Genomic DNA, 13,475 nt, shown 5'->3' on the forward strand with positions numbered 1-13,475 from the left:
CACGACCCCGACACACCGGTGTAACCCGCGGGCTGTGTCGCGGTTCGGCGCTGTTCTGCAGGAGTCGTGCGCGGACACGTGCACTCGCGCCGCGGCGGTGACGCGGGCCTGGGAACGACGAAGGGGCGGATGCCATCGGCATCCGCCCCTTCGTCGTTGCGGGCTCAGTAGTGGACCGAGACCTCGGTGCCCTTGTACGCCCAGTCGTAGAGCTCCTTGGCGTTGTTCACCGTGAGGTTGACGCAGCCGTGGCTCATGGGGGTGCCGAAGTTGTTGTGCCAGTACGTGCCGTGGAAGGCCTCGTCGCCGTTGAAGTACGCGACCCAGGGGACGTCCTTCGTGCACCAGTCGTAGCCGGGAGCGCAGCCCATGTCCTGCATGGAGGTCTTCCAGCCGATGCGGTAGGTGCCCGTGTGGGTCTCCCACCCGCTCTTGCCCGACGACATCGACCAGTTGCGGTAGACCTGACCGTTCTCGTACAGGGTGACCGTCTGCGCGCTGAGGTTCACGTCGATGCGACGCTCGGTCTTCGCGGTCTCGAACGGCGTCTCGGAGACGGCGAGGGAGTACTTGGCGTTGCCGTCGGCGAGCTGAGCGGCGAAAGCGGCGGCCACGCCGGCGGTGTCGCCCAGGGCACGACCGGTCTGACCCTCGGTGAGCGTCTTGATGACCTCTCCACCGCTGTCGACGATCACGTCGGCGTTCACGGCTCCGCGGTCGACGGCGCCGGGAAGACCGGCGACGGCCTGCTCGATGGCGGAGGTGTCGGCCGAGATGGCGAAGTCGCCCTTGCCGTCGGGGGTGACGGTGAGCCACGAGGCGGCGGTGGCGCGATCGACGGTGACGGTGCGCTCGTCGCCGACGTAGAAGCCGGCGGTGTCGAGCACGCCGTTGAGCGTGGCGACGGCCGCGTCGGCCTCTTCGGTGCTGACGGGGGCTTCGACCGGCACGAGCGCCGCGTCGACCGTGGTCGCGGGGGTGCCGGAGTCGAAGGCCGACTGCAGGGCGGCGGTGACGGCGGCGACGTCGATGCCCTCGCCCGCCTCGGCGGGGGAGGTGACGTACGTCTGCGAGCCGGCGTCATAGGCGACGGTGGCGTCGACGGGCGCGCGGTAGGTGCCGGGGGCACGGTCGCGCAGGGCCACGGCGGCGGCCGACGGGTCGACGGCGACGGTGACTCCGGTGCCCTGCGGGAACCACGACGAGGGCTTCCACATCGGGTTCTCGGAGAACGCCTTGTCGGCCAGGGCGGCCGCGTCGACCGAGGCACCCAGATCGGCGCCGGTGACGGTGACTTCTCCGGCGGGGCTCTCGACCGTGATGGCCGTCTGCGCCAGTCGCGTCGAGATGGCCTGCGCGGCGGCGCCGGCGGTCAGACCGCCGATCTGCACGCCGGCGACCGAGGCCCCGGGAGCGATGAGCACGAGCGAGGCCGCGATGAGGGCCACGGCCGTCGCGCCGGCGGGAATGCCGATCCACAGGCCGGAGCGGTTCTTGCGCTTCGTGGGCTCGGGCGGAGCCCAGGCGTAGGTCGCGCCGTCGGTGCCGTTTGCGCCGTCGGTCATGTGTCAAACCCCCCAGTAGTCAGTCTTCCCATGGTAAGTGGGTCTGCTGCGCAATCGCCGGGAGCATTATCACGGTCTGGTCACGCCGCAGAAATGCAGGGGGCGATCACGGCGCGAAGACCTTGCCCGGGTTCAGGATGCCGAGCGGGTCGAACACCCGGGCGATGTCGCGCTGCAGCCGCCACTGGTCGTCGCCGAGCTCGTCGGCCAGCCAGCGGCGCTTGAGTACGCCGATGCCGTGCTCGCCGGTGAGCGTTCCGCCCAGGCGCAGGGCCGCGTGGAACAGCTCTTCGGCGGCCTGCCACACCACGGGCGGCACCTCGGGCCCCTCGAAGACGAAGTTGGGGTGCAGGTTGCCGTCGCCCGCGTGCGCGACGGTCGGGATGACCAGGTCGAACCGGCGCTCGATCCGGGCGATCTCGTCGAACATGTCGGGCAGGGCGCTGCGCGGCACCGAGACGTCTTCGATGAGGGCGGTGCCGAGGGTCTCCATCGCGGGGTGCATCGCGCGCCGGACGGCCAGCAGCTCCTCGCCCTCCGCGTCGTCGGCGGCGACGGACACGCGCCCACCCGCGGCCGTCAGCACGTCGGCGATCGCGCGGGCCTCGTCGGCCGCGACCGGTCCGTCGGTCTGGATCGTCAGCTGTGCCGCGCCCGCCGGCGGGGCCGGCAGCGACAGCAGGCGGTGCACGGCGGTGAGGCTCGTGGCATCCATCAGCTCCATGATCGCGGGCTGGAGCGCGGATGCCGTGACCGCGGCCGAGGCGACGGCGGCGGCGCGCACGCCGTCGAAGAGGGCGGTGAGGGTGACGCGCTCGCCCGCGATGAGGCGGCGGAGCTTGAGCGTGGCGCCCACCACGACGCCGAGGGTGCCCTCGGACCCGATCACGAGCGAGGTGAGGTCGAGCCCGGTGACGCCCTTCACGCTGCGGTGCCCCAGGTGCAGCAGACGGCCGTCGGCGAGCACGAGGTCGACCCCCAAGACGGCGTCGCGCACGACGCCGTACTTGGCGCACAGCAGACCGCCCGCGCCCGTGGCGATGTTGCCCCCGACGGTCGAGATGGCCCGGCTGGCCGGGTCGGGCGCCCACCACACGCCGTGCGGTTCGAGCAGCGCGTTGAGCTCGGCGTTGAGGATGCCGGGTTCGACGACGGCGAGAAGGTCGTCGGGGCGCACCTCGACCAGTCGGTCCATGGCGCGCAGCGACAGCGAGATCTCGCCGCCCCCGGTGTTGGCGCCGCCGGCGAGACCCGTGCCGGCGCCCCGCGGGACGACCGGGGTGCCGGTGGCCGAGGCGATGCGCAGCACGGCTTGCACGTCGGCGACGGAGGTCGCCCGCACGACGGCGAGGGGGACGCCCTCGGCCGCGTGGCCGGACTTGTCGGCCCGGGCGGCCTCGAGGGCGGCGGGCGAGGTGTCGACGCGCGCGCCGAGCTCGGCACGGAGCTGCGCGACGACGTCGGCGGTCATGCCAGGCGCCGGCGACCGTTCAGCGCGCCCACCACGACGGCGACGATGGCGAAGACGAGGCCGATCGCGGCCTGGCCCATGCTCCACCACGCCACGGTCGCCGCGGCGTAGACGAACAGCTCGACCAGCGCGCGGATGAACGGGTGCACGGCGAGCACGGCGCGCGGCGAGACGAAGAGGGCCCACACGAGCACGGCGAGGGCGGGTGCGCCGATGCCGACGACGATGTTCCACGGGAACGGCCACGCGAGGAAACCCCAGACGGCCAAGGTCACGAAGGCGAACAGCCCGCACAGCACTCCGACGATCTCGAGCGCCGACGGCCGCGGACGCATGCCGGGAGCGAGAGGCGCCTGGGCGCGGACGTTCGATGAGTCGGTCACCCCCTCATTTTACGTGGGCGCCGGGACGCGGCATCCGGGGTCTCTCGGCATCGAGCGGAGAACGACCCTGTGGAGGACCGGTGGATGCCGGGACACGCGGGGGAGGGGACGCTTTACCCGCTAAAGTGGCACCGTCGCGACTGGCGTTGAGGTGGGCCACCACCGGGGAGCGACCGCTTGGCGGTATTCGACCGTACGCCTGGGTCGATGCGGTATTCACGCGGACTCGACCGAGCCCGCGGCATCCGGAAGCCATCGTCAAGGAGATCGCATGACCGATCAGTACTTCAACGCCCCTCTCTCCGAGGTCGACCCCGAGATCGCCCAGGTGCTCGAGCGCGAGCTCGACCGCCAGCGCAGCTTCCTCGAGATGATCGCCTCCGAGAACTTCGTGCCCGTGTCGGTGCTGCAGTCGCAGGGCTCGGTGCTCACGAACAAGTACGCCGAGGGCTACCCGGGTCGCCGGTACTACGGCGGCTGCGAAGAGGTCGACGTCGCCGAGTCGCTCGCCATCGAGCGCGCCAAGGCCCTCTTCGGCTCCGAGTTCGCCAACGTGCAGCCCCACTCCGGCGCCACCGCGAACGCCGCCGTGCTGCACGCGATCGCCCGCCCCGGCGACACGCTGCTCGGCCTCTCGCTCGACCAGGGCGGCCACCTGACCCACGGCATGAAGATCAACTTCTCGGGCCGTCTGTACGACATCGTCGCCTACGGCGTCGACCCCGAGACCTCGCTCATCGACATGGACGAGGTACGCCGCCTCGCCGTCGAGCACAAGCCCAAGGTCATCATCGCCGGCTGGTCGGCCTACCCCCGTCAGCTCGACTTCGAGGCGTTCCGCGCGATCGCCGACGAGGTGGGCGCGTACCTGTGGGTCGACATGGCGCACTTCGCCGGTCTCGTCGCCGCGGGCGTGCACCCGAACCCCGTGCCGCACGCGCACGTCGTGTCGACCACGGTGCACAAGACGATCGGCGGCCCCCGCTCGGGCCTCATCCTCACCAACGACGCCGATCTCGCCAAGAAGATCAACACCGCGGTCTTCCCCGGCCAGCAGGGTGGTCCGCTCATGCACGTGATCGCCGCCAAGGCGACCGCGTTCAAGCTCGCCATGACGCCCGAGTTCAAGGAGCGCCAAGAGCGCACCCTGCGCGGCGCGTCGATCATCGCCGACCGCCTCACGCAAGACGACGTCATGAATGCCGGCATCGCCGTGCGCTCGGGCGGCACCGACGTGCACCTCGTGCTCGTCGACCTGCGCGACGCCGAGATCGACGGCAAGCAGGCCGAAGACCTGCTGCACGAGATCCACATCACTGTCAACCGCAACGCGGTTCCGAACGACCCGCGTCCGCCGATGGTGACCTCGGGCCTGCGCATCGGCACCCCCGCGCTCGCGACCCGCGGCTTCGGCGACGCCGAGTTCACCGAGGTGGCCGACATCATCGCCCTGGCCCTGCAGCCCGGCGCCGAGCTCGAGGCCCTGCGCGCGCGTGTGGCCGTGCTGGCCGACGCCTTCCCGCTGTACCCCGACCTGAAGCAGTGAGCCGCGGCCGGGACGGCCGCCGCGTCGCGCGGCGGTTCGTCCCGGCACCCGCCCCGCGACGCACGGCGGCGGGGTCGCGGCATCCGCTGCCGCGTTCCTGCGCCGGGTGTGTCGCGACGTCGCGGGTCCGGCATCCCGATGCCTCGACCACCGACCCCCACGCATAAACGCCGTCCATGCGCATAAACGCGCAGAGAGAGTGTTTCTGCGCAGCAAGAGCGTTTATGCGTCCTCGAACACCCCCGCACGACGATGACCGACACCAGGAAGAGGGATGCCATGACGGCGACGATTCTCGACGGCAAGGCCGCTTCGGCGGCGATCAAGGACGAGCTCGCCGAGCGGGTGGCGGCCCTGCGTGAGCGCGGGGTCGTGCCGGGCATCGCGACGGTGCTCGTCGGCGCCGACCCGGCCTCGCAGCTGTACGTGGGGATGAAGCACCGGCAGTCCGAGGCGATCGGCATGAACTCGATCCAGGTGGAGCTGCCCGCCGAGGCCACGCAGGCCGAGGTCGAGGCCGTCATCGACCAGCTCAACGCCGACCCCGCCTGCCACGGGTACATCGTGCAGCTGCCCCTGCCGAAGCACATCGACACCGACGCGATCCTCGAGCGCATCGACCCGGCCAAGGATGCCGACGGCCTGCACCCCACCAACCTCGGTCGCCTGGTGCTGAACGTCAACGCGCCGATCACCACTCCGCTGCCGTGCACGCCGCGCGGGGTCATCGAGCTGCTGCTGCGAGGCGGCTACGACCTGAAGGGCAAAGAGGTCGTCGTCGTCGGCCGCGGCGTCACCATCGGCCGCTCGATCGGGCTGCTGCTGACCCGCCGCGAGATCAACGCGACCGTCACCCTCACCCACACGGGAACAGTCGACCTGGCGAAGCACCTGCGTCAGGCCGACGTGATCGTCGCCGCCGCCGGCGTGAAGCACATCGTGCGCGCCGAAGACGTCAAGCCGGGCGCCGCGGTGCTCGACGTGGGCGTCACCCGCGAGACCGACCCCGAGACGGGCAAGTCGCGCGTCTTCGGTGACGTGCACCCCGACGTGGCCGAGGTCGCCGGGTTCGTCTCGCCGAACCCCGGAGGCGTCGGTCCGATGACCGTGGCGCTGCTCATGACGAACGTCGTCGAGGCCGCGGAGCGTGCCACCGCCCTCTGACGGTGAACCGCTCGGTGCCGCCGGTTGAACACACGGCGCGGCGTACGCAAGAGGCGGGCGCGAAGCCCGGCGACGTGGGATCGTAGAGACATGACTGAGTCAGTGCTGAACGACCTCCTCCGCCGCGTCACCGAGAGCGGTCTGCTCGACGACGCCCAGATCGACGAAGACAGCGTCATCGGCGTGGGGCACCTGGATGCCGCCGGCGTCGAGGTGGAGGTCGACCTCGACCCCGAGCTCGACGACGAGAGCGACTCCGACCTCGACGCGATCATGGTCGCGCTCAAGGACGTGTTGTCGGTGAGCGAGGACCGCTGGCGCGCGATCGTCGAAGAGGTCGCGAGCGACATCGAGGACGCCCTCGACGATGACGAGCTCAGCGCCGACATCGACCTGCGCACCGACCTCGAAGCGATCGGGGTGGGCGTGTTCGCCGACGCCATCATCGTCGTGTTCGCCGGCCAGACGTCGTTCCCCGACGCGCTCGTGCACGTGCAGCTGACCCCCGAGCTCGAGGTCGAAGACATCGAGATCATCGGCGACGACGAAGAAGACGACGAAGAGACCACCGAGGGCTGATCCTCGAGACGACAAGAGGGACCGAGCCGCGCGGCTCGGTCCCTCTTGTCGTTCTGCTCGGGCTGCGGTCAGACGATCGCGGCGCGGAGCGCGGCCGCGGCGGCGCCCACGTCGGGAGCGCTGTAGATCGCGCTGCCGGCGACGGCGACCTGCGCGCCCGACTTCTGCACGTCGGCGATGCTCGCGACGGTGACGCCGCCCGCGACCGAGAACGGCACCCCGGCCGCTTCGCCGTCGCGCAGCAGCGTGCCGAAGGTGAAGCCCTCTTCGGCCTGCTCGTCGAGGCCGGCGTGCATCTCGACGAACTCGGCGCCGAGGGCGATGACCTCCCGCGCGCGGGCGGGCTTGTCGGCCACCCCGATCAGGTCGACGACGACGCCCTTGCCGTGCTTCTTGGCCGCGGTGACCGCGCCGACGATCGTGCTGTCGCCGGCCGAGCCGAGCACGGTGACGAGGTCGGCACCGGCGCCGAAGGCGATGTCGGCTTCGAGCTCACCGGCATCCATCGTCTTCAGGTCGGCGAAGACGATCTTGTCGGGGTGCGCCTTCTTGATCGCGGTGATGGCCGACAGGCCTTCGCTCTTGATGAGCGGCGTGCCCAGCTCGAGGATGTCGACGTGGGGCGCCGCGGCGGCGGCGAGGTCGAGGGCGGCCTCGGTCGTGAGGGTGTCCATGGCGAACTGCAGCTTCATGCGGGTGTCCTTACTTTCTGCGGTGGGGAGGGAGGAATCATTCGAGGTTCGCGTGGCGCGGCCAGAGGTCGTCGGCCGAGAGTCCCGAGCGCTGCCACAGCGCGTCGAAGATCGCATCGCCGACGAGCACGACGGCCTGCTCGAAGAGACCGCCCGCGTACTGCGTCGAGGCGGCTCCCGAGCGGTCGAGCTTGTCCGCGGCGGGAACCACGACGAGCGCGTCGGCGGCGCGGCCGAGCGGCGAATCGGCGGCCGTGGTGATCGCGACGATGCGCGCGCCGACCTCGGTCGCGGTGTCGGCCGCGCGGACGATCCCCGCCGTCGTGCCCGAGCCGCTCGCGGTCAGGAGCGCGTCGCCGGGGCCGATGGCCGGGGTGGTGGTCTCGCCGACGACGTGCACGTCGAGGCCGAGGTGCATGAGGCGCATCGCGGTCATGCGCAGCGCCAGGCCCGAGCGACCGGCGCCGAAGACGAAGACGCGGTCGGCGTCGGTCAGCACGTCGAGGACGCCGTCGAGACCGGCGGGCTCAGTGACGAGACGGTCGACGACCGCGGTCAGCTCGCCGGAGATCCGGGCGAGGGAGTCCGCGATGCGGGCGTCGGATGAGGTCATGCCTCCATGCTCCGCCTCGCCGGGCGTGACCGTCGCCGGTCGATGGCACGGGTCTACCTACCCGAACGGGTAGGTGCCTGCCGGTGGGCTAGGTTAGGCGCGTGAGTGAGTCACCCGAACTGTCGTCGACCGCGTCGCGCGCGCTCGTCATCGAACACGAACGCATCGTCGCCGAACAGGCCGACCGTCACGCGGTGACCCTCGAGTCGATCCTGGCGATCCTGCGGTCGGCGCGACTCGACGATCGCGCCGCCCGTGCCCTGGCCGTCGAGACCGCGGCCGCCGCCCTCGTCGTTCTGCGCACCTCGACCGACCAGCAGCGCAGCGCCCTGCTCGAACCCGTGACCGGCGCGTTCGCGCGGCTGCGCACCGACCTGCGCCCGCTCGTGCGACACGGCGACCTCGACGTGCAGTTCGTCGAGCCGCCCGCGACCGGACGCGCCCTGCCCGGCGAGGTCGCCCACGAGGCGCGGGCCATCGTGCGCAGCGCCGTGCTGGCCCTGCTCGACCGGGGGACGCCCCACCGCGTGCGCATCCAGTGGGATTGCGACGGACTCAACCTGCTGATCGGCATCCGTGACGACGGGGCGGGCACGCTCACCGCCCACGACGATTCGCTCGGACCGATCGTCGAGCGGGTGAGCGCCCTCAACGGGGCGTTCGACGTCGCGTCGACGCCCGGGTGGGGCTCCGAGCTGTCGGTCGTTCTGCCGCTCGATCCGCCGCCGCGGCCCGACTTCCTCGACGAGGCGGTCGACCTCAGCCCCCGCGAGAGCGAGGTGCTCAGCCTGGTCGTCGCGGGTTCGCGCAACCGCGCGATCGCCGAACGTCTGGGGATCAGCGAGAACACGGCGAAGTTCCACGTGTCGAACCTGCTGCGGAAGGCCGGCGTCTCCACGCGTGCGGAGCTGGCGGCGCTGGGGACGGCGCGCGCTCAGTAGCTCTCGCGCAGACCCCCGCGCGGGCTGATGAAGCGCGCGGCCAGGGCTTCCGACGCCCGCGCCAGCAGCGCCACGTCGGCCCCCACCGCGACGAAGTCGGCGCCCGCGTCGAGATAGGCCTCGGCCACCGCCGGGTCGAAGGCGTTCACGCCGACCGGGGTACCGGCATCCCGCGCCGCGGCGAACACCGCGTGCACCGCCGCCACGACCTCGGGGTGCGACTGCTGCCCCAGGAGCCCCATGGACGCCGACAGGTCGGAGGGGCCGACGAAGACGGCATCCACCCCCTCGACGGCGGCGATCTCGGCCGCGGCGGCGACACCCGCGGTGGTCTCGATCTGCACCGTCAGCGACACGTGCTCGGCGGCCTCGGCGAGGTAGCCGTCGATGCGGTTCCAGCGGGCGCTGCGGGCCAGGGCACTGCCCACGCCGCGCACGCCCTGCGGCGGATACCGGGTCGCCGCGACGGCGGCCCGGGCCTCGTCGGCGGACGAGACCATGGGCACGATGAGGCTCTGCGCGCCCACGTCGAGGACGCGTTTGATGGTGACGACGTCGTTCGCGGGCACGCGCACCACGGGGGTGATCGGGTAGGCCGCGACGACCTGCAGCTGCACGAGCACCTGCTCGATCGAGGTCGCCGAGTGCTCCATGTCGATGAGCAGCCAGTCGAGGCCGGAACCGGCGGCCACCTCGGCGACGACGGGATTGCCCGTGCAGAGCCACATGCCGGCGAGCGGACGATCGGATGCCGCCAACGCGGCCCGGAAGGTGGGGGTCAGACGAAGCGGCACGAGATCGTTCCCATCGGTCCGTAATCGCACAGCACGTCGTCGCCGCGCGACACCCACATCGGGCGTGTGAACGATCCTGCCAGGATGATCTCGCCCGCCTCCAGGCGCGCGCCGTGCTGGTGGAACTTGTTGGCGAGCCACGCGACGCCGGTCGCCGGGTGACCGAGGACGCCGGCGGCGACCCCCGTCTCCTCGATCTCGCCGTTGCGGCTCAGCACGCCGGGGACCCAGCGCAGGTCGATCTCGTCGGGGCGTCTGTGCACGTCGCCGAGCACCATCGCGCCGTACGCGGCGTTGTCGCTGATCGTGTCGACGATCGTGCGGCCCTCAAGCTCGATGTGCGAGTTCAGCACCTCGAGCGCGGGCACGGCGTAGTCGATCGCGGCGAGGGCGTCGTCGAGCGTGCAGTCGGGGCCTTCGAGCGGCGCCTTCAGCACGAAGGCGAGCTCGACCTCGATGCGCACGTTCGAGAAGTGGTCGACGGGGATCGCCGCCCCGGAGTGGTGGACGGTGTCGTCGAACATCACGCCGTAGTCGGGCTCGGTGATGCCCGTCGCCTGCTGCATCGCTTTGGACGTCAGGCCGATCTTGCGCCCCACGAGCGTGCGACCCGCGGCGATCTGCGTATCGCGCCAGCGGCCCTGGATCCGATACGAGTCGTCGACCGTGGCATCCGGGTACCTCGCCGTGATGCGCGGGATGACCGCGTGGGCGCGGTCGGCCTCGGCGAGCTCGGCCGCGATGGCGTCGATCTGTGCGTCGGTGAGCATGCTGTCCTTCTTGCGTCGTGCGGACGTCGTCCCGATTGTGGTCAGAGCGCGTCCCTGTTTTTGCGGCGTGGGTCCCACTTTTGGTTGCTTGGAGAGGCCTCAGCCAGCCATAAGTGGGACGAGGTTCGGTGGGGCGGGTCGTGTCCCACTTTGTGCGGGGCGTGTCCCACTTTTGGTTGCTTGGAGAGGCCTCAGCCAGCCATAAGTGGGACGCGGTTCGCGGGGCGCCTGCTAAAGCTGGTTGCCGAGCTTGAACTCGGCGGAGGGAGTGGCGGATGCCGTGTCCTCGGGCGCGCGGGTGTAGCTGAAGCCGTCGGCGCCGATCGTCACGGCCATCTCGGACGAGTCCTCGCGGGCGCGGACCGGCTGCGGGCGGCCGTCGAGGTCGAGCACGAGCGAGCCCTCGGTGTACCACGACGGCACGACGGGGTTCCCCCACCAGTCGCGGCGCTGGTTGTCGTGCACGTCCCACGTGATGACGGGGTTGTCGGGGTCGCCGGTGTAGTAGTCCTGCGTGTAGATCTCGACGCGGTGGCCGTCGGGGTCGCGCAGGTACAGGTAGAACGCGTTCGAGACGCCGTGGCGGCCGGGGCCGCGCTCGATGGCATCCGATCGGCGGAGGGCCCCGAGCTTGTCGCAGATGGCGAGGATGTTGTGCTTCTCGTGGGTCGCGAAGCACACGTGGTGCATACGAGGGCCGTCGCCGCCGGTCAGGGCGGTGTCGTGCACGGTGGGCTTGCGGCGCATCCAGGCGGCGTAGACGACACCCTCTTCGTCTTGGATGTCCTCTGTCACGCGGAAGCCGAGCGACTGCATGAAGTTCACCGCGCGGGGCACGTCGGGGGTGATCTGGTTGAAGTGGTCGAGGCGCACGAGCTCGCCGGGGGAGTGCAGGTCGTAGCGCCACGAGAGGCGTTCCTGGTGCTCGGTGTCGAAGAAGAACTCGTAGGGGAAGCCGAGCGGGTCGACGACCCGCACCGAGTCGCCGATGCCCTTCGTGAAGCCGCCGGGCTCCCGGCGTACGTCGCAGCCGAGCTCCTCGTAGAAGGCGACCGCCGCGTCGAGGTCGTCGGCCGAGCGCACGCGGTACGAGAACGCGGCGACCGCGGCGACCTCGCCCCGACGCAGCACCAGGTTGTGGTGGATGAACTCCTCGGTCGAGCGCAGGTAGATCGCCTCGTCGTCTTCTTCGGTGACGTGCAGGCCCAGCACGTCGACGTAGAAGACCCGGGATGCCGCGAGGTCGGTCACCACGAGTTCCATGTAGGCGCAGCGCAGGATGTCGGGCGCGGGGGAGGAGGGCGTGGGGATGGGGTTCTCGGAGACGATGGGGGCTTCCTGGGTCACCCAGAACCCCGAGGAGGTCTTCTGTTCTTCGGTGTGCTTTGCCATGGTGCGCGTCCTTGCGTATGACGAGTGGGGGATGGGGCGGGGGCGGGGTCAGTGCGCCTTGCCGAAGGTGGGGTTGTGGGCACCGCCGAGCGTGATGTGCACGGCCTGCTGGTCGGTGTAGAAGTCGATCGAGCGGTAGCCGCCCTCGTGTCCGAGGCCCGAGGCCTTCACCCCGCCGAAGGGGGTGCGGAGGTCGCGCACGTTGTTGCTGTTGAGCCACACCATGCCCGCCTCGACGTTCTGCGCGAACAGGTGCGCGCGCTTCAGGTCGTTCGTCCACACGTAGGCGGCCAGCCCGTAGCGGGTGTCGTTCGCGAGCGCGAGAGCCTCGGCATCGGTGTCGAAGGGCGTGATCGCCACGACCGGGCCGAAGATCTCCTCCTGGAAGATCCGCGCATCGGGGGCGACGTCGGCGAACACCGTGGGTCGCACGAAGTTTCCCTCGTCGAACCCCTCGGGGCGGCCGCCGCCGGCGACCAGGCGCCCCTCGGTCTTGCCGAGCTCGACGTACGACATGACCTTGGCGTAGTGCTCGGGGTGCACCAGCGCCCCGACCTCGGTCGCGGGATCGTCGGGGTAGCCGACGCTCACCCGGTCGGCCTGCGCGGCGTAGCGCTCGACGAACTCGTCGTACACGGAGCGCTCGACGAGGATGCGGCTGCCCGCGGTGCAGCGCTCGCCGTTGAGCGAGAAGACGCCGAAGATCGTGGCGTCGATCGCGGCGTCGAGGTCGGCGTCGGCGAACACGATCGCGGGGCTCTTGCCGCCGAGCTCCATCGACAGGCCCTTGAGGAAGGGGGCGGCGTTGGCGAAGATCAGCTGCCCGGTGCTGCTCTCGCCGGTGAACGAGATGAGCGGCACGTCGGGGTGCTTCACGAGCGCGTCGCCGGCGTCTTCGCCGAGCCCGTTGACGAGGTTGAACACGCCCTCGGGAAGGCCGGCCTCCTCGAAGATCCCGGCCCACAGCGACGCCGACAGGGGCGTGAACTCCGCGGGCTTGAGCACCACGGTGTTGCCGGTCGCAAGAGCGGGGCCCAGCTTCCACGACTCGAGCATGAACGGGGTGTTCCATGGGGTGATGAGCCCCGCGACGCCGATCGGCTTGCGGTTGACGTAGTTGAGCTGGCGACCGGGGACCTTGAACGCGTCGTCGGTCTGCGCCACGATCAGGTCGGCGAAGAAGCGGAAGTTCTCGGCCGCCCGCCGCGCCTGGCCGAGGGCCTGGGTGATGGGCAGGCCAGAGTCGAAGCTCTCGAGTTCGGCGAGGCGCTCGTCGCGCGACTCGACGAGGTCGGCGATGCGGTGCAGCACGCGCGAACGTTCGCGCGGCAGCATGCGCGGCCACGGGCCCTCGGTGAAGGCCGTGCGCGCGGCGGCGACGGCGAGGTCGATGTCGGCCTTCTTGCCGGCGGCGGCCGAGACGTAGGTCTGGTTCGTCACCGGGTCGAGCACGTCGAAGGTGTCGCCGTCGACCGAGTCGACGAAGGCGCCCCCGATGTAGTGCTGGATGCGCTCGGGCAGGTCGGCCGGGATGCGGCGGGTCATGGATGCTCCTTCGTTGGAGG

At 70.9% G+C, this 13,475-nt stretch carries 13 protein-coding genes and 1 riboswitch; of the genes, 4 read left to right on the top strand and 9 right to left on the bottom strand.

What is annotated here, in order from left to right; translation table 11 throughout:
- Positions 1 to 164: 164 nt before the first annotated feature.
- The 3 genes from IFR11_RS16595 to IFR11_RS08535 form a co-directional block, all read right to left on the bottom strand.
- Positions 165 to 1,565 (bottom strand): L,D-transpeptidase family protein, encoded by a 1,401-nt coding sequence (locus tag IFR11_RS16595; RefSeq protein WP_055834244.1) that lies wholly within the window; start codon positions 1,563 to 1,565, stop codon positions 165 to 167.
- A 106-nt stretch (positions 1,566 to 1,671) separates the two neighbouring features.
- Positions 1,672 to 3,036, bottom strand: coding sequence for an FAD-binding oxidoreductase (locus IFR11_RS08530; RefSeq protein WP_191915854.1), 1,365 nt, complete (start codon positions 3,034 to 3,036; stop codon positions 1,672 to 1,674).
- Entirely contained in the window at positions 3,033 to 3,419 is a 387-nt protein-coding gene (locus tag IFR11_RS08535) for a YrdB family protein (RefSeq protein WP_235560528.1), read from the bottom strand. Before IFR11_RS08535 ends, IFR11_RS08530 begins: the two co-directional genes overlap by 4 nt.
- Positions 3,420 to 3,545: 126 nt before the next feature.
- Positions 3,546 to 3,631: riboswitch (ZMP/ZTP riboswitch) on the top strand.
- 59 nt (positions 3,632 to 3,690) lie between these two features.
- Here IFR11_RS08535 and glyA point away from each other — a divergent pair.
- From glyA to IFR11_RS08550, 3 genes are all read left to right on the top strand, one after another.
- Positions 3,691 to 4,965: a serine hydroxymethyltransferase gene (gene glyA / locus IFR11_RS08540; protein WP_191915855.1), complete on the top strand. Its 1,275-nt coding sequence runs from the start codon at positions 3,691 to 3,693 to the stop codon at positions 4,963 to 4,965.
- Positions 4,966 to 5,244: 279 nt separating this feature from the next.
- Positions 5,245 to 6,129 (top strand): bifunctional methylenetetrahydrofolate dehydrogenase/methenyltetrahydrofolate cyclohydrolase, encoded by an 885-nt coding sequence (locus IFR11_RS08545; protein WP_191915856.1) that lies wholly within the window; start codon positions 5,245 to 5,247, stop codon positions 6,127 to 6,129.
- Positions 6,130 to 6,219: 90 nt separating this feature from the next.
- Complete coding sequence (locus tag IFR11_RS08550; RefSeq protein WP_156458725.1) at positions 6,220 to 6,708, top strand: cytochrome C5; 489 nt, start codon at positions 6,220 to 6,222, stop codon at positions 6,706 to 6,708.
- Positions 6,709 to 6,776: 68 nt separating this feature from the next.
- Here the strand turns inward: IFR11_RS08550 and hxlA are convergent, their stop codons facing one another.
- Together hxlA and hxlB are read right to left on the bottom strand one after the other, a co-directional pair.
- Positions 6,777 to 7,400 (bottom strand): 3-hexulose-6-phosphate synthase, encoded by a 624-nt coding sequence (gene hxlA, locus IFR11_RS08555; RefSeq protein WP_055834260.1) that lies wholly within the window; start codon positions 7,398 to 7,400, stop codon positions 6,777 to 6,779.
- 37 nt (positions 7,401 to 7,437) lie between these two features.
- The gene (gene hxlB / locus IFR11_RS08560; RefSeq protein ID WP_191915857.1) at positions 7,438 to 8,013 is read right to left on the bottom strand and encodes a 6-phospho-3-hexuloisomerase; all 576 of its coding nucleotides are present in this window, start codon (positions 8,011 to 8,013) and stop codon (positions 7,438 to 7,440) included.
- Between the two features lie 101 nt (positions 8,014 to 8,114).
- Between hxlB and IFR11_RS08565 the strand changes: the two genes are divergently transcribed.
- Entirely contained in the window at positions 8,115 to 8,954 is an 840-nt protein-coding gene (locus IFR11_RS08565; RefSeq protein WP_055936443.1) for a helix-turn-helix transcriptional regulator, read from the top strand.
- Here the strand turns inward: IFR11_RS08565 and IFR11_RS08570 are convergent.
- From IFR11_RS08570 to hpaE, 4 genes are all read right to left on the bottom strand, one after another.
- Entirely contained in the window at positions 8,948 to 9,748 is an 801-nt protein-coding gene (locus IFR11_RS08570; protein ID WP_191915858.1) for an aldolase/citrate lyase family protein, read from the bottom strand. The genes IFR11_RS08565 and IFR11_RS08570 overlap by 7 nt on opposite strands.
- Positions 9,733 to 10,518: a fumarylacetoacetate hydrolase family protein gene (locus IFR11_RS08575; RefSeq protein ID WP_191915859.1), complete on the bottom strand. Its 786-nt coding sequence runs from the start codon at positions 10,516 to 10,518 to the stop codon at positions 9,733 to 9,735. Before IFR11_RS08575 ends, IFR11_RS08570 begins: the two co-directional genes overlap by 16 nt.
- Before the next feature lie 231 nt (positions 10,519 to 10,749).
- Positions 10,750 to 11,910, bottom strand: coding sequence for a 3,4-dihydroxyphenylacetate 2,3-dioxygenase (gene hpaD / locus IFR11_RS08580; RefSeq protein ID WP_191915860.1), 1,161 nt, complete (start codon positions 11,908 to 11,910; stop codon positions 10,750 to 10,752).
- 48 nt (positions 11,911 to 11,958) lie between these two features.
- Positions 11,959 to 13,455: a 5-carboxymethyl-2-hydroxymuconate semialdehyde dehydrogenase gene (hpaE, locus tag IFR11_RS08585; protein ID WP_191915861.1), complete on the bottom strand. Its 1,497-nt coding sequence runs from the start codon at positions 13,453 to 13,455 to the stop codon at positions 11,959 to 11,961.
- Positions 13,456 to 13,475: the final 20 nt, after the last annotated feature.

Origin of the sequence: Microbacterium sp. CFBP 8801 (genome assembly GCF_014839455.1) — a bacterium.
Lineage (GTDB): Bacteria > Actinomycetota > Actinomycetes > Actinomycetales > Microbacteriaceae > Microbacterium.